We start from the raw sequence: 21,691 nt of genomic DNA on the forward strand, positions 1-21,691 counted from the left end.
TTAAAAATCTCCCGCATCTGAATAGTACACTTTTCCTGATGAATATCTGAACAGAAGTAAAGTCACCACCATGATTGTGGCGAAAATAACCCAGGATATAGCGCTTGCGTATCCCATTTTGTAATAAGAAAAAGCCTCCTGATATAGCTTCATTCCGAGAAGATAGGTCGATTTTAGAGGCCCTCCTTTTGTTATTACAAAAGCATTAGTAAATGCCTGAAGCGCATTGTTGGTCTGCATTATCACGTTAAAGAAAATAATTGGCGATATCTGGGGAATAGTCACATTCTTAAACTTATCCCATGCGCCTGCTCCGTCTAGATCAGCTGCCTCATAAAGATCCTTGGGAACATTCTTAAGCGCAGCAAGCATCATAACCATAGATGAACCAAACTGCCATATTTCCATCATGCATATGGTGGGAAGCGCTGTTTTTGTATTTCCAAGCCACTGTAGCTTGGGAAGTCCAAAAGCACCAAGAATCCCATTTATTACGCCAGTATCCATGAACATCAATCTCCAAAGAATACAGATAGCCACACTTCCTCCAAAGAGTGATGGTATGTAATATATTGTTCTAAGTCCATTAATGCCCTTCATATCGCGATTCATAAGCATTGCCACTATCAGGGCCATTATTATTTTTCCTGGTACTGTATAAAGCGTGTATATCCATGTAACTTTAAATGAATTCCAAAACTCAGGATCAACAGTAAACAAAGTGATATAGTTCTTCAATCCAGAAAATTTGGGGCTGGACATTATGCTATAGTCCGTAAAAGAATAGTAAAAAGACTGAATAAAAGGTATCAGCTGAAGGACCAAAAAGCCAATAAGCCAAGGTAGGATGTAAATATATCCTTTCAGCTGTCTCCTGTCATGACTGGATATTTTATTTTTCATTTTTAATTTCTCCGTGAATTTTATAAGAAAGGGGCTTCGGATTATTGAAGCCCCAAAAGAATACTGCAGAGTGTTATTTTTTGCTATCCAGATAATTCTGGAATAAGATAATGGCATCATCAGCAGCTTTTTCAGGTGTTTTTTCTCCATAAGCAACCTGCATGATCATATCGCTCATAATAGCCATCGGTTCCTCTTCTGTAGAAAGGCCCATTTCATATGTTCCATTATATTTTTGGCATACATCAACTGTCTCTTTTGCTATTCCATCAAGAAGTCCATTCTCTGCGCATACCTTCTGTCCAACTGATGTAGGTGGTACTGAACGAACTGTTCCAAGTATAGCGGCTGCTTCTTCATCATTATAGAAATAGTCAAGGAACATCATAGCTTCCTTTACATGTTCTGACTTTTTGCTCACAACAAGATACTGAGGGCAATTGCAGTAGAATCCATCGTCCTTGGCGCCTTCCATGACAGGAAGATTTGCTGCTGCATAATTAAGTCCTGATGCCTTAACCGCAGGTTCTGCTGTAGATGTATAGCAAAACATTCCAAGATATGAGCCGTTAATCCAATTAGGATCTGTCTGAAGAGATTCATTGTAGGACTCTGTGCTTGATGCTGATGCTATAACTCCGTTGTCATAAAGCGATTTTATATATGACAATGTCTCAACCAACTGGTCTCTGGTAAATCCCATCTCACAGGTTTCATCAATAAAGAATGTATTTCCTGTAAGCTGTAATAAATATGGTCTTAAAACAGCTGTTGTCATCATTGTTGAATCGATTGTAAGAAGGTATTTACTGCTATCAGCTTCGTGAACTTTTTTACCAATCTCAACAATTTTATTCCAATCAAGATCTCCAGCCATATCTTCTGCAATGCCAAGCTCATTTGCAGCATCTGAATTATAAATAAGGGCTGTCCCCGCAAGACCTGTAGGAAGTCCATACTGATGTCCATCAAAATATCCGTTATTCTCAAGGAACTCTGCCTCAAAATTTGATAGATCTATAACGTCTGAATAATCGTTAAAATCTTCAAAATAATCAGCTCCTGAGCTTACAAAACCTGGCATCCAGCCAACACCCATCTGTATAATATCAGCTTCTGTTCCTGCCGATAGCTGAGCTGTAAGTTTCTCCTGGTATCCGTCTGATGAGCCATACTCCGGTTCAATCGTGATATATGGGTATTTTTCCTGAAACTTGTTGATAACTGCTATAGTAGCTTCTGCTCTTTCATCTCCACCCCACCACATAAATCTGAGCGTCACAGGGCTCTGGTCGACATTTTCAGTGCTCTGAGTTGCAGCATCATTTGCTGCAGTTACCTGAGATGTTGTACTTGTGTTCTGACTTTCATCAGTTGCAGCAGGAGTCCCTGTTCCACAAGCTGTTCCCATTGTTGCCAAAATTGATGCCATCAAAATTGAAACTATTTTTTTCTTCATATCTAGCATCCTCCCTTCTCTATGATCAAATTCTAAATCAGGCAGGCCTTGGTTTGAACTTCATAGAATTTTAATTGGGTATCCTAGTTTTCGAAATATTTAATAAAAGGTATCATTTTATCAAATTTCAAATAAAATGATACCTTTTGCAATTATTTATGTATCACTAATGTACATCATAAACACTTCTTACTGTCAGACCATCTGGCTGCCCTCGCTTAACTTCTATGATCCTCTGTCCCGGGTTCATATCAAAGAAGTTATCTTCAAGGACAAGATCATCATTTTTGTTTCTGATTTCTACATTTTTCGCAAAAGTTTTTGCCTCAACCATCAACTCTTTTTCAGAAACAACTGTTATCTTAAGCTCAGGGTCTTCAAAGCGAAAATATTTTGCAGGAGCAAAAAAGGCCGTTCCTGCAGATAGAATCTTTCCTCTCTCTTTTATTCTGAAAGATACATAATTCGAGTATATGTCGATTCCTGGAAAGCTCACTTTTTCCAGCCAGATCGCAGACAGAGCTGCAATCCTGATCTCTTTAGCATCCCTTGTTTTAATTTCCTGCCTTTCGGGACTAATCATCTTCCCGGCTGCATCCCTCAATTCCCATTCCAAAGTCAGCTCTTTGTCGCTCATTGTTTCATTTGAAATATTTAGTCTTATTGAAGGCGTAAAATCAGTTTTTTCTGAATTGACTAAAATCCCCTTGGATACAGTACTTGTCTCCTCACAGCTCACAAGTACCGGTGCAAAGAACCGCTTAGCATAGTAATGAAGCGCCTTCCATCTGCCATAATAATCTATTGAAGACCAGCTTATAACAGGCCAGCAATCGTTAAGCTGCCAATAGATGGCGCCCATACACCTTCCACGATTTCTCCTGAAGTGCTCAACTCCGTATCTAATTGCTTCTCCGGCCAAAAGCTGGGATGCATAGGTAAGAACATCAAAGTCACATGGATATTTAAAGGTTGACTGCATATACTGCATGATCTTGGCATTGGCAGAGCTGTTTCTCTGATGTTTTTCCATGTTATAGGAAAAGAGATTAAAATCTTCCTCCCTCTCCATGACTTTTTCTAACGTCTTCCTTGATGGAATTGACTGAAAACCAAACTCTGAAAGATATCTGAAGAAATGCTTTCTAAATTCGGTAAATGGCTTGTTGCTGTGCCACACCTCCCAGTAATGGACATCGCCTCTGGTATCATCATTTGGGTTGTCGAAGGAACCTCCTGAAGAAGGGCTTGAAGGCCAATAAAAGGTATCAGGAGCATATTCATGAAGCCATTTTGGGAAAAGATATTCATACATCTTTATGTAGTCAGCCTTTTGTTTATGTGTCTTTACCCAGACACCTTCTTTTACAAACTGCTCCATCTCATTATTTCCACTGATAAGCCCAAGACAGGCATGGCCTTCGATACGCCTTACGTTATCTTTTATTTCCTGATGTATATTATTTTCAGAGTTCTCATTCAGATCATAAACAGCGCAGGCAAACATCAGATCCTGCCAAACGATAAGCCCAAACTCGTCGCATATATCATAGAACTCATCTCCGGGAAAAAATCCCCCTCCCCAGACTCTTATGGAATTAAAATTCGCTGTTTTGCAGTCTTCTAAAAGCTGTCTTGTCCTTTCCGGTGTAATTCTGGAAAGGTAGTTATCTTCCGGAATGTAATCGGCTCCTAGCGCAAAGATATCGACACCATTAACGCAGTGTGAAAAGCTCTCACCCCACTGGTCTTTTTTTCTGGTAATTGTCATAGTTCTAAGACCTATGCGCTTTGTTACTTCATCGGTAATCTTGTCTCCCACCCTTTGTATTACGGTAACAGTATAAAGATTCTGCTCTCCAAATCCATTGGGCCACCAAAGCATTGGCTTCTCAATAGGAATTATCTGGCCTTTATAGCCATTTATTACTTTTTCATCCCCATCGGGTGAAGTAATTCTCACATCATAGCTGATGCCTGCATTATCAGAAATTACTTCATCATCTATAAACAGGCACAGTTTCACTTCGCCTTCTGAATGCTGCTGATGGATCCTGACGTTCTCTATTCTCGCTTTTTCTATTCCGACCAGACTTACAGGTCTGAAAAGTCCGGCATCTGGGATTCTTGGGCCCCAATCCCAGCCGAACATATAATGTGCCTTTCTTATGTTGGCAAAGCCCACCATTGCATCCTCAGAGCCGTCGCACTCGCACTCTTTATATGCTTCTCTTATATATTTTATTGGAGAATGGAAATAAACTTTAAGAGAGTTCTCTTTTTCCTTAAGGCTTTGTGTTACATCAAGCCTGTAAGTCCTGTGCATGTTTTCAGCATGCAAAAAAGTCTTATCATTTAAAATGATATCTGCAATAGTGTCTATCCCTTCAAATACCAGCTCAACTCTATCGGATGTCAGAAGCTGTATGTCGCAGTCAAATACTGTCTCATACTCAAAGTCTTCCTCCATCATTTCAAGGGCATATTTTTCATTATCACCCACAAACGGGTCAGGAATAACGCTATTCTCCTGTAGTGTACTCAGTATACTTCCCGGTACTTTCGTGCTATATACTGCCTTGTCTTTTATCCTCCTGATTGTCCAATCAGAGAGTACTATCTTTTTCACGTGCCTTTTGTCCCCCTATCCAAGCGTTTGCCATAAATCCCAATACTCTGCCAAAATCCTATATCAGCAAAATTATATCACGTACTCATTTTAATAAAAAAGGAAACATACCATATTTGATATGCTCCCTTTATTATTTATGCCTTACTTCTCATATATTTATCCATATCTTCAGCAATCTGCTTGGATACTGCAACCGCAGCCACTACAGTCTTAGCTCCTGTAACCACATCTCCTGAAGCAAATACTCCGGGAAGTGAGGTTTCTCCTTTTGAATCTGTTGCAAGATTACCCTTTTCATTAAATTTCAGGTCCTTATCGTGATTTACCAAACGATCCTGAGGCACCTGGGAAATAGCGATTATTATGCTGTCTGCAGGAATAAGATGCTCCGAATTCGGAATAACTTTAAATGGAGTCTTTTTCAGTTCCTCTCCCTTAGCCTTGCTTGCTGCTATCTTTTCTTCATCGGGTTCCATATCGCTAAATACTGCCCCATCGTCTTCTATTCTGACTATGGCTTTACGGAATTCAAACCTAACTCCGTCAACTTTGGCATATTCATACTCTGCTTCGGAAGCACCTACTGAGTCCCCTCTTACATACACTACAACCTCTTTTGATCCGTGTCTTATAGCGGTTCTGGCTACATCCATAGCCGCATTACCGGCACCTATTATTGCTACCCTGTCACCAAGCTCGTAAACATCAGGGTTATTTAAGTAGTTTATTGCATAGAATACATTACCAAAGGTCTCACCCGGAACTCCAAGCCTTTTTGGCTTCCATGCACCGGTTCCAATAAATACGCTCTTGTAGCCGTCATCAAGAAGATCCTGTATTCCTGTAGAACCTCCAATGGAGAAATTAGGTCTGAACTTAATTCCCAGCTCACGCATTTTTTTATAATACCTGTCTAAAATTGATTTCGGCAATCTGAATTCCGGAATACCATATCGAAGGATTCCACCGATCTTATCATGTGTTTCAAAAACAGTTATGGAGTATCCCTTGAGGGCAAGAATAATAGCAATTGTTATTCCTGCCGGGCCTGCACCTATTACAGCTGCCTTCATACCATTTGAAGGAGCAGGATTTAGCTCTAATCTCTCAAAACAAGAGTCAGAAATATAATTCTCAATTGAAGATATATGTATTGGCTCTCCCTTAATACCTCTTACACAATTGCCTTCACATTGATTACCATGGTTACATACCAAAGAACACACCATTGAAAGCGGATTGTTCTCAAATAGCATCTGAGCAGCTTCCATCATACGATTTTCCTTAAAAAGACGTATCATTTCAGGAATGTTTGTATGAATAGGACATCCATTTTCCCTGCATCTGGGATTTGGACATTGTAAACAACGATTTGCTTCATCAATAACGTGCACAGACATATAATACTCCTCCATTTTTTATCACTTTGTTCAAGTAATACATACGATTATGTTATGATAATTTATATCACTTGAACATATGCTAGTGTAAGCGCTTACACTAGCAAAAATGTGGAATATCATGAACATTAAAAGAATAGGAATAACCTAAAGAAAAATGACAATATCTGCAGGATTATAAACCATCTAAAGACTTTAAATAATAATGAGCCGCCATAAACAGGTGTCCTGTTCCAACCGGTCCAATTATTCCAGGTATTCCAACTTTCATCAGGCCTGTCATAATTCCTGTTAAAATCTGCATTTGTCCACTGCCAATAAGTACCATAGTTTTCAAAAGGATTCTCCTGTTGACTATAGGTCCTCTCCTGCGATTGGGATTGAGACTGAGTTTGTGCCTGTGAATATGCATATGTACTTCTGTATCTCTCAGCACCCGGACGTGTCAGAATATCATATGCAGCGTTTATCTCGTTCATCCTTTTAGCTGCAAGTTCATCTCCAGGATTTAAATCCGGATGATACTTCTTGGCAAGTCTTCTATGTGCTTTTTTTATCTCTTCTTCTGAAGCTCCGGGACTTATCTCGAGAACTTTATAAGGATCCATTACCATACCACTTCCTCCTTACTGATCAGGTCTTTTTAATAAATCTTTCACCACATTTAGGACATCTTATTTCAATTCGTCCCTTACCCTTTGGTACCCTGATCTGCTGATGGCAGCTCTTGCATAAATAATATCTGCTGACAGAACGGTCTCTCCACTGAAGTCTTGCAAGATTTGCATATCGTCTTGGAACCTCTGTGAGCTGCAGGAATTTCTGGTTCTCAGCATATCTTTTAGAAATGTTTTTCGAATAGATCCTAAAGATCGTATATCCGAATAATGCCACCCAAATGAAGTAAATTACTGCACTTTGAGCAAATATATTGATCACGAGCATAAGGATCGCTAACGCATTGCATGTCCTTGCTAAATTATCAAAGCCATTTCTTCCGTAAAAGAACTGTGCCATTTTATACATCATCTGATTACTAAACTGTCTGAATCTATTCATAGTCATGCCTTTCTCTCTAAAAAGATTTTAAATTGAGGTTTCTCAATTATCATCCTATATTCTCACTGCCAAAACAAACATAACAGATTTGGCAAAATCAATTAGTTTATTTTGCAATTTTTGTTATGTACAATACTACTCCTTAAAACTTAATTCAAGTTAAAGATAACTTGCTTTTGAAAAAACTTTCCACTAATCCCCATGCTTGTGATATGATACTTTCCGGAATTACATATCTAAAACTCATATTCTAGGAGGTTTCCATGGGAGGATTTTTTGGAGTAGCATCTCGTGAGAGCGCAGTTTTTGACTTGTTTTACGGAACTGACTACCACTCACACTTAGGAACCAGACGCGCCGGAATGGCCGTTTATGACAGAAAGAAAGGATTTGACCGCTCTATCCACAATATCGAGAGGTCATATTTCAGACCAAAGTTTGAAGACGATATGCTCAAGATGGAAGGACATCTTGGTATCGGAAGCATTTCAGATTTTGAACCACAGCCACTTATCGTAAGGTCACATCACGGAACATATGCCATCACTACTGTTGGCAAGATCAACAACATCGACGAAATAACCAAAAAGCTCTTTACGGACAATCACTCACACTTTCTTGAGATGAGTGGCGGGGATATCAACCCTACAGAGCTTGTTGCTTCTATTATCAATCAGAAATCTACAATCGTAGAGGGTATTCGCTACGCTCAAGCTATAATTAAAGGATCTATGTCTCTTCTTCTGATGACACCGGAAGGCATTTATGCTGCAAGAGACCGCTATGGTAGAACTCCTGTCCAGATTGGTCACAAGGACGAAGGATTCTGCGTCTGCTTTGAAAGCTTTTCTTATTTAAATCTTGGATACACCCAATATAAAGAACTTGAACCTGCTGAAATTGCATTTATCACACCTGAATCTGTTGAAATTGTTGCTCCTGGAATGGGCGACATGAGGATTTGTACCTTCCTTTGGATTTATTATGGATTTCCTGCCTCAACATATGAGGGACTAAATGTAGAAAGAATGCGTTATAATTGTGGTGGGAAGCTTGCTCAGCGTGATATGCAGCGCGGCATCCATCCTGACCTTGTTGCAGGCGTTCCGGATTCCGGTGTTGCCCATGCTATTGGCTATTCCAATACTTCTGGAATCCCCTATTCAAGACCTTTTGTAAAATACACAGCTACCTGGCCCAGATCATTTATGCCAACTGTTCAGTCAAGGCGTGACCTTATAGCTAAAATGAAACTCCTCCCGGTTAACCAGCTCATTAAAAACAAGAGCCTTCTTCTTATTGATGACTCAATCGTAAGAGGAACACAGCTTAGAGAAACCACGGAATTCCTATATAAGAGCGGAGCCAGCGAAGTTCATATTCGTCCTGCCTGCCCACCTTTGATCTACGGCTGCAAATACCTCAACTTCTCCCGTTCAAATTCAGAGATGGAGCTTATCACAAGACGTGTGATCGAAAAACTTGAAGGTTATCCGTCTCCAAACGAGGAAACTGTTAGAAAATACACCGATCCTGATTCACCTCAGTACGAGGCAATGCTTGAAGAAATCAGAAAAGAGCTGAACTTCACTTCTCTTCATTACCACAGACTGGATGATATGATCGAAGCTATACCGCTTGAGCCATGCAAGCTTTGCACATACTGCTGGAGCGGAAAAGAATAAATAACTTATCTGGAGAGAAAAATGTATTATTTGATAAAGAACACTTTAGAAGAATGTAGCGCAGAACAGTGCCATGACGCAGATTCACCATATGTTGCAATCCTGACTCCCGAGCAATGGCTTGAACAGAATGAGAACTTTGACATGGGTATTGATTTTGATATGAGCAGCGATGATATTCTTACTACTAAAGCCGATGTCAACTATGATTCTCTTACAGGAACGTTTTGCCTGCCGGTACAATCGACCGGCAGCGAAACGCCGGAAAGTTTCTCTTTTGCCCTTGATGAAACCGGAATTGTATTCATAGACCAGGGCAAAAGCGCGTTGAATATTGTAAAACGTATTAAGCAGAACAAAAAATGGCGCAAGCCCTCTCTTGAAAGATTTCTCTATGATTTCCTCGAGCAGATCATTCATAACGATCTGCAGCTTATGCAGCTTTACGAACGTGAGCTAAATGATATAGAAAAAGAAATCATGGAAAACGCTGAAGACGCTCATATGCAGCGCAACAACGAAATTCGCGGTGACATAAGAGATCTTCGAATCCACTATGAGCAGCTGCAAGATTTTGGTCAGGAGCTGGAAGAAAACGAAAACGGATTTTTCAGTGAAGAAAACCTGAGATACTTCCACATGTTCTCTAACCGAGTTGACAGGCTTTATGATGCTGCAACCCATCTTCGTGACTATACCATCCAGCTAAACGATCTGTATCAGTCGCAGCTTGACGTAAAGCAGAACCGCATCATGACAGTGCTTACAGTGGTTACCACCATTTTTATGCCACTTACACTGATAGCCGGATGGTATGGTATGAATTTTAAATATATGCCAGAACTTGAATCCCGCTTAGGCTACCCTGTCATCATCGGACTGAGTATCCTTATTGTGGCTGGCAGTCTGACGTTCTTTAAAATTAAGAAGATCCTGTAAATAGTTGAAAAAGGGATCACCCTTTAACTACAATATGTTCCATAACCTTGGGGATAATGCTCTTTAGCTTATCCCCATATTTTATTTCAATATAATCACAAAATTCTTTCGGATCAGCACTATTGTCCGCAAACATATCCCAGTGGCCCGGGATAACAAGCCCTGTCTTACAATCACCTGCAAAATCTGCGGCCTCCTGATAGGTCATATTACCTATGCAGTTTCTCCTATAACGCACTGAATCACGTCCATTTATTGGAAGAAGCTGGGCATCTATTTTGCCACAAGCCTTTACTTTTCCAAGCATTCCCTCATAGCGGATCGTATCCCCCGCATGATGTATCCTAACTCCATTACCTTCAATAATGTACTGAAGATGCGGATATAGCAAAGATTCCGGATCCTGCTCCAAAAACTCGTGGGCAGCTGCAACGGCAGTTATTGTCACATCTCCCACTTTTATCTTTTCACCATCATTAAGCCCTAGCGCATTGACAGCACTAATCCCATCCGCAAGAACGCTTTCCATATGCTTTCTGGGAAAAACAAACTTCGCCATTGGGTTGGTTTTAGCCCATATTCTCCAGGCTTCATGATCTATATGGTCAAGATGATCATGAGTCCCCAAAAAAGCTGAAATTCCCTCAAGTTCCCCGGCCGGAACTGGCGGCTCAGTCTGTCTGGAAGGATCCGGTGTTGCATAATAATCTACAGAGAGCACAGTATCTCCCATTTTTACAATAAGCCCCATCTGCCCCAGCCACCACAAAGAAGCTGTTCCTTTTGGTGTATTTGTATCTAAAATTCTTTTTACCAGTTCATTCATACCAACGCGCCAACACCTTTTCGAATATTATTGAATATCATCCGCTCTGTCCACTGTGAAAAGACAAGGAATAACAAGGAAATTGCTTCCTCTGCCCTTCTCCCGGTCAAAATGAGATTCCGGGTCAGCTTTGAGCCAGTCATTTATAACAACAGACTCTTCGTCCACCCCTCTGATATTCACATTATTTCTGGGTTCTTCATAATATGAGAAAAGAAGATTCTCATGAAGTGATATATATGCATACTTATCCCCTTTAAGAAGGCCTTCATTTACTATTGCTGTGTGATGCATTACATATGACGGGAGCTTTTTTGGAAAAACAAAAGCTACTCGCCCTACACGGTCTTTTTTATTCGTAGTGCGTTCAAACTCCCATTTATCAAGGTCTTCTTCGGGAATATGATGATAATAGACATTAATCATAGGCGCAAAATATCTGTCGCCGTCCTCCTCCGGCCATGGCTTTAAATATGGCTGAAGGTCATACATGTACTGATCCACTGAAAGATAAGGTTCACTGTAATCGTCAACTATCTCTTCCAGATAAAGAAATCCCATACTGTTATACTTGTAAAAAGAGGCATTGCAGACCCTACCCTCTTTTATTAGCTTTTTAAACTGATTCTGACATCTTTCTATAATGTTGTCCGGTAAGATATCTGCTGTAAGCAATTTGAAACTGCATCTGTACTGTGAACGTCTGATCATTTTAATCTCCACCCATTTAATATAGTTTTTATCCCTTTATTTACTATATCCTTTTTTTCACCTCTTGTCTTTATCTATTGACTCCAAAAGAAGAACTGTAAGGATCACGTAAACTAATGTCCACATTATAAGCCATATCCAACATCTTAATACAATCGCCGGGTCAAAATCATAATCATGATTCTGGTTAAGCTCGCCGGTTTTCATCAAAAGATCATCCCTCATATTGTTGGACTCTATTTCTCTGAAAACAGTCAAAAGAGGCTTTTCTCCTTCAACTTCCACATCCTTCATCTTAAGGGCGCTGTTCCACACACTTACCATTGGAAGTGAATTATACTCACCCTGCGCACAAAGGGCTGTCAGTCCCCATTTGGTAGCTGTAAGATTGGTAAGTGGCATAGCTTCCTGCGGCAGGTTGAAAAATGCTCCTGAAAACAACAGCTGTACTATCAAAAGAAATGGCATTATAGTCATAGCTGTTGTAGTCGTCTTGGCAAAAGCTGAGATCAAAAGAGCCAACATATCTGCGCAATAAGTTATAAGGAAAAGTGTCAGCCCAAAATCCACCACCGCCCATGGTGTTATCAGGCTTTTATGTGGTATTTCCACTTTCATGAGCATACATACGCCAATTGTTATCACAACCTGCAGTATGCACAAAAAGGCCTGATATATCATGTGTGCAGCTACGTAAGCACTTATGTGAAGGCCTGATCTGTGTTCTCTTTTTACTATAGCTCTTTCTCTGCAGATAACCTGAATTGAATTAAAGAATCCATTCCAGATGCATATACAGGAAATAGCAAAGGTACCCATAAGAGTACCCTCCATGGTCTTGTAAATATTCTGCCCTACAGAAAATCCAACCAGCCCCGCGATCACTGCCGCCATGGGCAGAACCTTCCAGTCATTTTGGAATAAAAACATTCTAAAGAACTTTCCAAGATAAATAAGCGTCTGGAAAAACCTTCCTCTATGTCTGACTTTGTATTCTTTCATCGAAAGTCACCCCACCTTTTCTTTGATGCGATCAGCATATTTCTCAACAAATTCATCAGCTTTTCCTTCTCCGCCTTCATCCTTCTGGTTTATGGAAAGAAGTATCTCCTCCATTGAGTTTTTGCCAAAAAACTCATAGGCTTCTTTTACCGGCCCATACCAGGCAAGGCGCCCTGTTCTCGTGGCATCCTTTGCCAAAACAATCACATCGTCAAAAAGATCTATGACTCTGTCAGGAGTGTGCGTTATAACTAAAACTATTTTTCCCTCATCCGCTATCTCCCTTAGCTTTTCAAAAAGGCTTCTTGCTACAACACCATCAAGACCTGAGTCAGGTTCATCAAGGATAAAAAGGGACGGATTGGAAATAAACTCCATGGCAATAGACAACCTTTTTCTTTGGCCGCCCGAGAGCTTTTCCACTAAGGAATTCCTTACAGCTGTAAGCCCAAACTGGTCCAACATATTTGCGATCCGGTTTTCTCTTTCCATAATAGATGCATCCGCAGATAGCCTCATAAGAGCCGCATCTGTAAGGGTCATTTCAACGGTATCATTCCCTCTCATCAGATCCTGCTGAGGAACAAAGCCTATATCATATTTCATTTTCTTATAATCTTTATATACATCATTATCATCCAGCATTACGTTGGCATCGGCTTTTTCATAGCCCGTAACTGCATTTAACAGGGTTGTTTTTCCTGCTCCTGACCCTCCAAGAAGAAGTACCATATGTCCTCTTGGTATTGCCATATGTATGTCTTTAAGCAGAGTCTTTTTCCTGAAAAAGTCTATGACTGTCCTCTCCGTGATATTGACCGTAAGTCCTTCCGAGGCAGCCACAATGTCCTTTCCAAGCTCTTTTGCACCATTTTTAGCGACCTGAACTACCTTTTTTTCAGGCACATACTTTGGAGCCACTCCCCAAAGTATTAGTACCGGGCCATCGAAAATGATCAGTGGGATTATCCACCTCTTTTTAAGGCCAAACATCTTAATCAGCCCTAAATAGATCCTGATCGTATAAATAACATTTGTTACATATAAGGCTATAAGCGGAATTGAAATAAGTAGCTCAACTTCTTCCGGACCGTCAATAACAATCAGGGTCAGCGTGATCAGATAATAAAAAAATGTAGTTACGGCAAAAACCCTTCCCTCTTTCTCTTTGTCGGCACAAAGAGCCATATGATACTCTCTGGCAAAAGGAATCAAAGCCCATATTCTTTTAACACCACATTTCTTGAACAGAAACCAACAGCCAAAAATCATGAGAATACTATTGCATGTAGGGAATACATCTTTTAGAATCTGTGGATCAAACATGACGTTCTCCTTTTTAATCTACTATATGACGTTTTGATATTATTATTTTATCATCCACAAAATCAATCGCCAAGCTCACAAACAGCAAGAAAAAAGCTGCCATCCCAGATTTACCACCTGAAATGACAGCTTAATAATGAGAGGCCTGTTATTAACTTATTAATCCTGATTCTGTATCTGTGTCACATAATAATTATTCAGATACTCACAAGCATAAATCTTGCCTTCATCTGTCATGAGGCATGGAATATCTCCTGCCATGAAGAAATTATAGACAAGCGTCCCTTCAAATGCATATCTCTCTACAGCACCAATGCCATTAATTGTCGTATTGGATTGAGTATAATCGGTGTACACATGAGATATTCCATCGTTGAGATAGGCAATATTCTCACCATTTTTTTCGTATAGCGCTAAAACTATCTCACTATTGTCATCTGCCTGTCCATGAAGCGCCGTCAAAAAACGAGCTCCACTTATATAAAGAGCTGCATCATTTGACGCCAATACATTTGTAGCCATGAAATTTCCACTCAGTGCCATTGACAATGCAAGAACTATACCAGCTAAGATCTTAATAAATTTTCCCATAATACTTTCACCATCCTTATCGTGTATTTTTGATTGCAATAATATATACGAATCGGATTATGAAAATGGCAATAAAATTTCCTCGGTATTTTTTTAATAGTTTTTTTATAATTATTTTCCCTGGATTCGGTTACAATAGGTCTAAGGATTTTTTGTTTGGGGAGAGTATCTTATGGGGGAAGAGTTAAATTATATTGTTCTTACATGCAACGGTGGTAAAAACGGATACATTGCCGAAGATATAGATACGCATATTCAGGTTCACGGGTACGATTACTACAAAACTGTAGAGAAACTCAAAGACCTGGTTAAAGAGCTAAAAAAGGGAGCATAACACTTACGTGTTGCTCCCTTTAATTATTACTATTGCAGCTGCCAAAATAAGCATTGCTGCAACTGTTATAGGTACTAGCGGACTCTTTTCTTCTGTGGCATTATCCACATTTTCTTCCGTTTCAGCTTGTATTTCTTCTTCCTTCTCGGGAATGACCTCTTCCGACTCTAATGAGCTTTCTTCACTGCTTTCTTCCATAGCTTTGCTTGCATTTTCAAATTCAGAAGTACCCTTGGCGCTGAGTTTTAGGAAAGAGCCCAGGTCAATACTCCCCTCGCTTGTCCTCATATTCATAGCCACAGCTAAAGGATCATTTGCATCTGCTACCGGTGCCTCAAGAGATTCAAACCAGTCATCTTCAATTATTACATCGTCAACATTTCTTGCCTTTTGTCTTATCCAGAAATAATTGTTGTTTCTGTAAATATCATCATCATTCTGAGTCTCACCAGTCGATATTTTTTCATCAACATCTTGATTCTCAGTTCTGTATGAAATAAGTCCATCCACGTAATAAGAGGTATCCTGAGAGTTGCCGGTATAAAGCGCCACATTATAAGCACCGTTGTTAAAAGATTTACAGTCATATATCTGAATATCCGGGCCAGAGTTAGAGTCAATTCCCCTTGCCTTGTTTCCCCATGCCACAGAGTTTATCAGCATATGCTGGCCTGGCATATTTGATCCGCCCATCTTAAACCCGTTGCCGTTTCCCTGCTCTGAGCCGTCAAGTCCATATCCATTGGAAAAAGCCAAACAATTCTGGATGGTAACCTTCCCGATCATGCCTGTTTCAGCTTTAGCAAACAGATCCCAGCCATCATCAGCATTATTATAAGATATACACTCATTAAATACATTTCGATCGCCAACAGTCAGCTTAGCTGCAAAACCATCTGCATCCTCAAAACCTGAATCTGCATTACCATATGAAATGCAATTAGTAATAAGATTGTCACAAGGCCACTTCTCATAGCTATCGCTTGGTAAAAATCTACTTATCTGAATACCGGTGTTACCATTCTCATAGGTATACACATCTTCCAAAATATTGCTGTTTCCAGAAACCAGTATTCCTTTTTGGCCATCACCTGAATGAGTGCAGTCAATTCCTTTAACATGCCAGTAGTCACCGGCAAAAACAAAGCCGGCACAAGCACTGTTAAAATTAAATATCGCCCTTCCACCATCAGTCATTACATTTATAGGCGCATCTTCAGTTCCGCTGATTCCCCTATATACAGTTACTGTCTCATCGAGACTGTATTCTCCTGCCTTTAGAACAATTGTCTGCCCCGGTTTAACATATTTGACAGCAGTATAAATATCTACTTCATTGCCTTCACTTCCATCTCCCTCAGGCCTGCCATCCGGTGAAACATATACCTTTTCATCATCATTTATAGTTTCATACTTCACTGCATAATTAAATTCCTTCGTCTCATATGACGATAGACGCTTATATTCATCATTATCCGGTAAATAATCACTTAACGGGGTAAAAGAAAGCTTGAAAGAATTAATGCCCTCTTTAAGTGAAGTATCTACACTTAGAGTTTCACCAGCAAAGACCTCATGTTCATCTACAAGTTTTTCTCCATATGGATCTACTACGGTAAGGTACCCATCAGCATTGCCCAAGTATTCTAGCAGATATATATCAGAATTCGCATATGGAGCTGAAACAACTTTATAATCTGGATTCACATAGGTGATAGGCCTCTCCTCTGCCGGCGCATCATTTTTAGGATCAGTAACGGAAAAAACTATATCACTAAAAGTTGCTGTCACAGTGCGGGAAGCAAAAAATCCCACGTAAACATTATCCTCATCCAGTTGATCCAGTGCCTCGGGATCATAGAACTTTTGCGTACAATAAACGTTATCTTTGTTATCAAGGTAGCTCAAAAAATATCCAGTGTTATTTTTTTGAATACGTAATCTGACCTCAGATTTTGAATCATCGATAGTGTTTTGAGCGCCAGTTTGCTCATTTTCCCAAAGATTGTATACTCCTGATCCCTTTCTCGCGCAGGAATTCTCAAGAGTGTACATGGTTGATGAAAAGAACTGATTGACCGTAGCTGTGTCATTTGATTCAAATAAAGAAAGATTTTCTTTGGTAACACCTTTTTTCTCCTGCGCACCCAGGCCATCCTTCATGGTGATTTTCTCAAAATTCCCATCATTTACAACTTCACCCTTCAGAGGGTCAAAATAATATTCGACTTTAGTACCCATAACCATATATGAGTTGTTCCAAAAAGTGCTATTGTCCCCATGTTCCCCCACTCTGTCTGCAGCCATAAGTCCAAAGCCTTCCTGCCCATTAGTAAAGGTCCATGAATCAACTTTTGCTGTTGCTGTAAGAGTAAAATTCTTATCAGCAGGAATTGGGATATAATAAAAAGAAAGACCATCCGTACTGGCCGGAACAATCTTTCCTTTCCCATTTAGGCTCCATACAGTAACAGAACCATCGTCATTTAGTTTAAATCCTGAATTTTCTTCTTTACCTGAAACTCCCTGTCCAAAGGCCGAAAAATTCCATACAGCCAGGCTTTCTTCTGTCTTTGCATAAGAAACATTACCCGGCTGAACAAGATTACTTACAGTTAGACAAAGTATAAATATTAGTGCAAAAAGTTTTCTTTTCATAGTGTATAGTTTATACGAAGAACCCGGTCCTGTGACCCCTGTTTAGAAAACTATAATAATAATTTAATTCTTTTTAACTAGTAGTTCACTTCTTAAATTCCTCTGAATAATACGGTAAAATTATGCACTCTCCTGCAACAATTGAATCCGCATCTTCAAGGTTGTTTATTCCACATACCTCTCTTATATAAGATGTATGATCTCTGTAATCTTCAGTAATATATTTATCAGCAAGACTCTCCAGAGTGTCTCCCGAATGTACCGTGACAGATGTGTAGTATTTATATTTAACCGCTTCAGAACGAGCTTCTGTCACAAGTGTAGATGCGATAAATGCGGCTATCACAGCCAGTATTGCTATAACCGCTCCCACCAAAAAGCGTTGTCTTCTTACTATTTTCAGTCTTCTTTTCTTATTCTCTGCTATTCTGATTTCCCTATAAGTCATATATGCCTGATCCATAACAAATCCCTCCTTAAACACACTGATCTCTACCAATTTCAAGTACTAAGTTAAAGTTCTTATTTCTGATGGTATTATAATTGCAGATATACAGAGTCATAAAAAGTACAGTACATTTTATTGGACTTCGCGATGCTTTTCTGGTTATAACAAAAATTTTATAATCTGTTCGATTGAAACATTTGTTCGATAGATGTATTATAAAAATGCCCAACATATGTTCGGAACATATATTCGATTCTGAAGTAAGGATATGCCTATGAACAATAATTTCAAGATCATAGAACCGGATGATCGCTGTTATCTCATCATAGATCTCAAGAGCTTTTTTGCCAGCGTGGAATGCGTGGACAGAGGGTTAGACCCCATGACCACGCTCCTTGCCGTCGCTGACAAGGACAGGAGCAAGAGCACTATCTGCCTTGCCATAACCCCGGCAATGAAAGCCCTTGGAATAAAAAACCGCTGCAGGATCCATGAGATTCCCAAGCACCTGGACTATATAATCGCAACTCCCAGAATGAAGAGATATATCGATATTTCAGCCGACATCTACGAGATATATCTCAGCTATGTTTCAAAGGACGACATACATGTATATTCCATCGATGAATCTTTTCTTGATGTAACACACTACCTTGGGCTCTATGGGTTATCCGCCCACGATCTGGCCCTTAAGATAATGAACGACATAAAAGAAAAGCTGGGACTTAGGGCTACCTGCGGTATCGGTACTAATCTGTACCTCGCCAAGGTAGCCCTTGATATCCTTGCTAAACATTCGCCGGATTTCATTGCCGAATTAAACGAAGACACTTTTAAACAGCGGCTATGGACCCATCGCCCGCTTACAGACTTTTGGAGAATTGGGCCCGGAACACAGCGCCATCTCAATTCCCTTGGTATGTACACCCAAAAAGACATAGCTCACTTTCCGGAAAATATCCTGTACAAGCAGTTCGGCGTTAATGCAGAATACATCATTGACCATGCCTGGGGGCGGGAGTCCTGCACGATGCAGGATATAAAGAACTACCAGTCCCGGTCCAAATCTTTATCCTGCGGACAGGTGCTTATGCGGGATTATAGCTTTGATGAAGCGCTGATCATCGTAAAGGAAATGGCTGATGAGCTCTCGCTTGATATGACAGCCGCCCATGTAGTGAGCAACAACATCTCGCTTTTCATCGGATACAGCGCCGAGACTTTTCCTCCCACCGGAGTAAGCGCCACTTTACAGGTAACAACCAACTCTTACAGAATACTTATGGATGCATTTGTGCAGCTTTATACCAGGTCAGCCATGCGAGATGTGCCCATAAGACGGGTAAATGTCAGTGCCAATTCTGTACTGGACGAATGCTTTGAGCAATACAGCTTTTTTGTTGATCCATCTGTAATGGAAAAAGACAGAAAGATCCTCCAATCAGTAAATGAGATCAAGGACCGCTACGGCAAAAATTCTGTGATCAAGGGTATGGATCTATACGACGCTGGCACCTCCATACAAAGAAATGTCCAGATTGGAGGCCACAAAGCCGGATTTTAACTAAAAGGAGGTAGCCATGCCAAGAGCAGACAGAGCAAGCCAGTTTCTACCCTTTGCCGCCCTGAAGGGCTTTGAGGAAGCACTGAGAGAACGCGAGAAAAAAGAGATAAAGAAAATTGCACTTACGAATGAAACTTTAGACGATCAGGAACATGAGAAGCATGAGGAGCATGAGATTTTTATTATGAGTAAGATTATAAATGAAGTAGATGTGATCTGCGAACACAAGTCAGATGGGAGCATAATCCCGCTTAAGTTCCGATTTATGAACGAGGACGGAGAATATGACACTTTCACTGTTAAGGGATATCGTGAGTCCAAAAGGAAAAGCACCTATACAACAGCAGATGGGATCTATGCCACTGATTCCACCACCATATTTGAATGTATGATCACTGTCTTGGGAATGAAACGAGTTGTAAAGCTCTACTACGACCCCAGAACTAATACAACATGGCGACTTGCAATATGAAGTCCATTAAAATATAGCATTTTTTGAATTGTTTTAGATGCATATTGATAAGCAAATTTTGCCCGATAGATGTATATTATTATTTGAGAATGTATTTTTGGCTTTTTAAGGAGGGCGAAATGAAAATAATTAGTGTTACAGATCCAGAGTTTACTAACTATGGACGAATCATTGAGGGGTACGAAGAAGAAAAGAAACAGATTATGGAAGCTTTAGGTGCCAACACACCAATCCCTGAAGGAACTGAGTATGTTGCTGAGGAAAAGGTTCTTCAGGAACTTGAAGCTTCAGTTAAGATGACAAACACACTCTTTGGTGGATCACCAATGCAGTATGGATGGTGCAATGGTCACAACACAAAGCTCAATTGCCTTGAATATCACCGTTCAAGCGAGATCAATCTCGGCGCAACAGATTTTATTCTCCTTTTAGCAAAAAGAGAAGAGATTTCCGATTATAAACTGGATTCAAGCAAAGTTAAGGCTTTCCTCGTTCCAAAGGGAGTAATGGTAGAAGTATATGCAACAGCTCTCCACTACGCTCCTTGTCAGGCTCATAAGGACTCTGGATTCCAGGTTCTTGTTGGTCTTCCACAGGGCACAAATGTTGGTAAGCCTGAGTACACAGCTGTAAACCAGGAAGATAAGCTTCTTAGAGCTACCAATAAATGGCTCCTTGCTCATGCTGATTCAAAAGAAGCAAAGGATGGAGCATGGATCGGTATAACCGGCGAGAACATCGATATTGCCGGAGATATCCAGTAAACTCCCTGCATATTCATTAGCAAAATAAAAACTGAGCAGCCACAACAGACTGCTCAGTTTTTTTATTTTGCTAAAGTTTCATTCATACTTCCGGTTCTGTAGCCTTTCAGATCCAGAGATACATAGTTAAATCCATACTCTTTAAATGTACTATATACAGCATCCCTAAACTCTGATTCCATAAAACGGTCAAAATCTTCAGGAAGAACCTCAATCCTTGCAACATCTGTGCCATGGATCCTGACTCTGAACTGCTTAAATCCTGCATCTAAAAGATACTGTTCAGCCTTATCTACCATACTGAGCTTTTTCTCTGAAATAAGCTCTCCATATGGAAATCGACTTGCAAGGCAGGCAAAAGAAGCCTTTTCTGCGGTAGGAATCCCTAAATATGTGGACATTACCCTTATCTCCTGCTTAGTAAAACCTATTTTTCTAAGGGGACTTAGTATCCCAAGTTCAGCAATCGCTCTGTGTCCCGGCCTGTAATCTCCCATATCATCCAGGTTTGATCCCTCAACCACACTTGTTATTCCATGCTTTTTAGCCTCTTCCTGAAATCGCTCAAACAGCCTTCTCTTACAGTGATAGCACCTGTCAGGCGGATTATCCGAAAAACCCTCTATAGAAAAAACGTCAGCCTCAACAACGAAGTGTTCTACCCCAAGTTCTTTACAATAATCTGTGGCTTCATGAAGCTCTCTTTTTGGAAAAAGACAGGATGAAGCAGTAAGTGCAATAACATCTCCTCCAAGTGCAGCATTAGCCGCATACAAAAGAAAAGTGGAGTCAACGCCACTTGAATATGCTACTGCAACAGCTCCCAGACTTTTTAAATAATCTTTAAGCTGACCGTACTTGCCCAAAAGTTCCTCGCTTGGAGCGTCAAAATGCGTCTGTGTCATAAAATCCTCTTAT

20 protein-coding genes are annotated in these 21,691 nt (G+C 40.2%); 6 read left to right on the forward strand and 14 right to left on the reverse strand.

Translation table 11 applies throughout. The annotated features are described in order from the left end of the window. The 6 genes from C4S54_RS06205 to C4S54_RS06230 all read right to left on the reverse strand — a co-directional run bounded on the left by C4S54_RS06205 (position 1) and on the right by C4S54_RS06230 (position 7,453). A complete protein-coding gene (locus C4S54_RS06205; protein ID WP_074885265.1) occupies positions 1–903 on the reverse strand; it encodes a carbohydrate ABC transporter permease in 903 nt (300 codons plus the stop codon). A 73-nt stretch (positions 904–976) separates the two neighbouring features. Then, positions 977–2,362, reverse strand: a complete 1,386-nt coding sequence (locus C4S54_RS06210; RefSeq protein ID WP_160110705.1) for an ABC transporter substrate-binding protein — start codon at positions 2,360–2,362, stop codon at positions 977–979. Between the two features lie 166 nt (positions 2,363–2,528). Beyond that, complete coding sequence (locus C4S54_RS06215; RefSeq protein WP_103868751.1) at positions 2,529–4,991, reverse strand: beta-mannosidase; 2,463 nt, start codon at positions 4,989–4,991, stop codon at positions 2,529–2,531. 137 nt (positions 4,992–5,128) lie between these two features. After that, the gene (locus C4S54_RS06220; RefSeq protein WP_103868752.1) at positions 5,129–6,394 is read right to left on the reverse strand and encodes an NAD(P)-dependent oxidoreductase; all 1,266 of its coding nucleotides are present in this window, start codon (positions 6,392–6,394) and stop codon (positions 5,129–5,131) included. A gap of 128 nt (positions 6,395–6,522) precedes the next feature. Beyond that, positions 6,523–7,008: a DnaJ domain-containing protein gene (locus C4S54_RS06225; RefSeq protein ID WP_103868753.1), complete on the reverse strand. Its 486-nt coding sequence runs from the start codon at positions 7,006–7,008 to the stop codon at positions 6,523–6,525. A 19-nt stretch (positions 7,009–7,027) separates the two neighbouring features. Further along, a complete protein-coding gene (locus C4S54_RS06230; RefSeq protein WP_146059967.1) occupies positions 7,028–7,453 on the reverse strand; it encodes a hypothetical protein in 426 nt (141 codons plus the stop codon). A 263-nt stretch (positions 7,454–7,716) separates the two neighbouring features. On the opposite strand from C4S54_RS06230, the gene C4S54_RS06235 reads away from it, so the two are divergent. Both C4S54_RS06235 and C4S54_RS06240 read left to right on the forward strand, forming a co-directional pair. Next, positions 7,717–9,138, forward strand: a complete 1,422-nt coding sequence (locus C4S54_RS06235) for an amidophosphoribosyltransferase (RefSeq protein ID WP_022773436.1) — start codon at positions 7,717–7,719, stop codon at positions 9,136–9,138. Positions 9,139–9,159: 21 nt separating this feature from the next. After that, positions 9,160–10,077: a magnesium transporter CorA family protein gene (locus C4S54_RS06240; RefSeq protein WP_103868754.1), complete on the forward strand. Its 918-nt coding sequence runs from the start codon at positions 9,160–9,162 to the stop codon at positions 10,075–10,077. Positions 10,078–10,093: 16 nt separating this feature from the next. On the opposite strand, the gene C4S54_RS06245 is transcribed toward C4S54_RS06240, so the two are convergent. The 5 genes from C4S54_RS06245 to C4S54_RS06265 all read right to left on the reverse strand — a co-directional run bounded on the left by C4S54_RS06245 (position 10,094) and on the right by C4S54_RS06265 (position 14,533). After that, a complete protein-coding gene (locus C4S54_RS06245) occupies positions 10,094–10,903 on the reverse strand; it encodes an MBL fold metallo-hydrolase (RefSeq protein ID WP_103868755.1) in 810 nt (269 codons plus the stop codon). Positions 10,904–10,930: 27 nt separating this feature from the next. Then, positions 10,931–11,614 (reverse strand): hypothetical protein, encoded by a 684-nt coding sequence (locus C4S54_RS06250; protein ID WP_103868756.1) that lies wholly within the window; start codon positions 11,612–11,614, stop codon positions 10,931–10,933. Positions 11,615–11,671: 57 nt separating this feature from the next. Next, on the reverse strand, positions 11,672–12,616 hold the full coding sequence (locus C4S54_RS06255; RefSeq protein WP_103868757.1) for an ABC transporter permease: 945 nt from the start codon (positions 12,614–12,616) through the stop codon (positions 11,672–11,674). A gap of 6 nt (positions 12,617–12,622) precedes the next feature. After that, positions 12,623–13,942, reverse strand: coding sequence for an ATP-binding cassette domain-containing protein (locus C4S54_RS06260; RefSeq protein ID WP_200821046.1), 1,320 nt, complete (start codon positions 13,940–13,942; stop codon positions 12,623–12,625). A gap of 159 nt (positions 13,943–14,101) precedes the next feature. After that, positions 14,102–14,533 (reverse strand): hypothetical protein, encoded by a 432-nt coding sequence (locus tag C4S54_RS06265; RefSeq protein ID WP_103868758.1) that lies wholly within the window; start codon positions 14,531–14,533, stop codon positions 14,102–14,104. Positions 14,534–14,705: 172 nt separating this feature from the next. Between C4S54_RS06265 and C4S54_RS15965 the strand changes: the two genes are divergently transcribed. After that, entirely contained in the window at positions 14,706–14,867 is a 162-nt protein-coding gene (locus tag C4S54_RS15965; RefSeq protein WP_022773426.1) for a hypothetical protein, read from the forward strand. Positions 14,868–14,870: 3 nt separating this feature from the next. Here the strand turns inward: C4S54_RS15965 and C4S54_RS06270 are convergent, their stop codons facing one another. Both C4S54_RS06270 and C4S54_RS06275 read right to left on the reverse strand, forming a co-directional pair. Next, complete coding sequence (locus C4S54_RS06270; RefSeq protein ID WP_103868759.1) at positions 14,871–17,525, reverse strand: right-handed parallel beta-helix repeat-containing protein; 2,655 nt, start codon at positions 17,523–17,525, stop codon at positions 14,871–14,873. 85 nt (positions 17,526–17,610) lie between these two features. Beyond that, the gene (locus C4S54_RS06275) at positions 17,611–17,988 is read right to left on the reverse strand and encodes a hypothetical protein (protein WP_103868760.1); all 378 of its coding nucleotides are present in this window, start codon (positions 17,986–17,988) and stop codon (positions 17,611–17,613) included. Positions 17,989–18,247: 259 nt separating this feature from the next. Here C4S54_RS06275 and C4S54_RS06280 point away from each other — a divergent pair, with 259 nt between their 5' ends. From C4S54_RS06280 to C4S54_RS06290, 3 genes are all read left to right on the forward strand, one after another. Beyond that, positions 18,248–19,537 carry a Y-family DNA polymerase gene (locus tag C4S54_RS06280; protein ID WP_103868761.1) on the forward strand — a complete coding sequence of 430 codons (1,290 nt, stop codon included), beginning with the start codon at positions 18,248–18,250 and terminating at the stop codon, positions 19,535–19,537. A gap of 16 nt (positions 19,538–19,553) precedes the next feature. Then, on the forward strand, positions 19,554–20,009 hold the full coding sequence (locus C4S54_RS16215; RefSeq protein WP_242973749.1) for a hypothetical protein: 456 nt from the start codon (positions 19,554–19,556) through the stop codon (positions 20,007–20,009). Positions 20,010–20,128: 119 nt separating this feature from the next. Next, entirely contained in the window at positions 20,129–20,773 is a 645-nt protein-coding gene (locus tag C4S54_RS06290) for a DUF4867 family protein (RefSeq protein WP_103868762.1), read from the forward strand. Positions 20,774–20,835: 62 nt separating this feature from the next. On the opposite strand, the gene larE is transcribed toward C4S54_RS06290, so the two are convergent. Continuing rightward, positions 20,836–21,678 (reverse strand): ATP-dependent sacrificial sulfur transferase LarE, encoded by an 843-nt coding sequence (gene larE, locus C4S54_RS06295; RefSeq protein WP_103868763.1) that lies wholly within the window; start codon positions 21,676–21,678, stop codon positions 20,836–20,838. Positions 21,679–21,691 lie beyond the last annotated feature (13 nt).

Source organism: Butyrivibrio sp. Su6 (assembly GCF_900108105.1).
Lineage (GTDB): Bacteria > Bacillota > Clostridia > Lachnospirales > Lachnospiraceae > Butyrivibrio.

Coding starts and splice junctions, on each gene's coding strand:
- C4S54_RS06205 (WP_074885265.1), bottom strand. CDS start 903: ATGAAAAATAAAATATCCAGTCATGACAGGAGACAGCTGAAAGGATAT.
- C4S54_RS06210 (WP_160110705.1), bottom strand. CDS start 2,362: ATGAAGAAAAAAATAGTTTCAATTTTGATGGCATCAATTTTGGCAACA.
- C4S54_RS06220 (WP_103868752.1), bottom strand. CDS start 6,394: ATGTCTGTGCACGTTATTGATGAAGCAAATCGTTGTTTACAATGTCCA.
- C4S54_RS06225 (WP_103868753.1), bottom strand. CDS start 7,008: ATGGTAATGGATCCTTATAAAGTTCTCGAGATAAGTCCCGGAGCTTCA.
- C4S54_RS06230 (WP_146059967.1), bottom strand. CDS start 7,453: ATGAATAGATTCAGACAGTTTAGTAATCAGATGATGTATAAAATGGCA.
- C4S54_RS06235 (WP_022773436.1), top strand. CDS start 7,717: ATGGGAGGATTTTTTGGAGTAGCATCTCGTGAGAGCGCAGTTTTTGAC.
- C4S54_RS06240 (WP_103868754.1), top strand. CDS start 9,160: ATGTATTATTTGATAAAGAACACTTTAGAAGAATGTAGCGCAGAACAG.
- C4S54_RS06245 (WP_103868755.1), bottom strand. CDS start 10,903: ATGAATGAACTGGTAAAAAGAATTTTAGATACAAATACACCAAAAGGA.
- C4S54_RS06250 (WP_103868756.1), bottom strand. CDS start 11,614: ATGATCAGACGTTCACAGTACAGATGCAGTTTCAAATTGCTTACAGCA.
- C4S54_RS06255 (WP_103868757.1), bottom strand. CDS start 12,616: ATGAAAGAATACAAAGTCAGACATAGAGGAAGGTTTTTCCAGACGCTT.
- C4S54_RS06260 (WP_200821046.1), bottom strand. CDS start 13,942: ATGTTTGATCCACAGATTCTAAAAGATGTATTCCCTACATGCAATAGT.
- C4S54_RS06265 (WP_103868758.1), bottom strand. CDS start 14,533: ATGGGAAAATTTATTAAGATCTTAGCTGGTATAGTTCTTGCATTGTCA.
- C4S54_RS15965 (WP_022773426.1), top strand. CDS start 14,706: ATGGGGGAAGAGTTAAATTATATTGTTCTTACATGCAACGGTGGTAAA.
- C4S54_RS06270 (WP_103868759.1), bottom strand. CDS start 17,525: ATGAAAAGAAAACTTTTTGCACTAATATTTATACTTTGTCTAACTGTA.
- C4S54_RS06275 (WP_103868760.1), bottom strand. CDS start 17,988: ATGGATCAGGCATATATGACTTATAGGGAAATCAGAATAGCAGAGAAT.
- C4S54_RS06280 (WP_103868761.1), top strand. CDS start 18,248: ATGAACAATAATTTCAAGATCATAGAACCGGATGATCGCTGTTATCTC.
- C4S54_RS16215 (WP_242973749.1), top strand. CDS start 19,554: ATGCCAAGAGCAGACAGAGCAAGCCAGTTTCTACCCTTTGCCGCCCTG.
- C4S54_RS06290 (WP_103868762.1), top strand. CDS start 20,129: ATGAAAATAATTAGTGTTACAGATCCAGAGTTTACTAACTATGGACGA.
- larE (WP_103868763.1), bottom strand. CDS start 21,678: ATGACACAGACGCATTTTGACGCTCCAAGCGAGGAACTTTTGGGCAAG.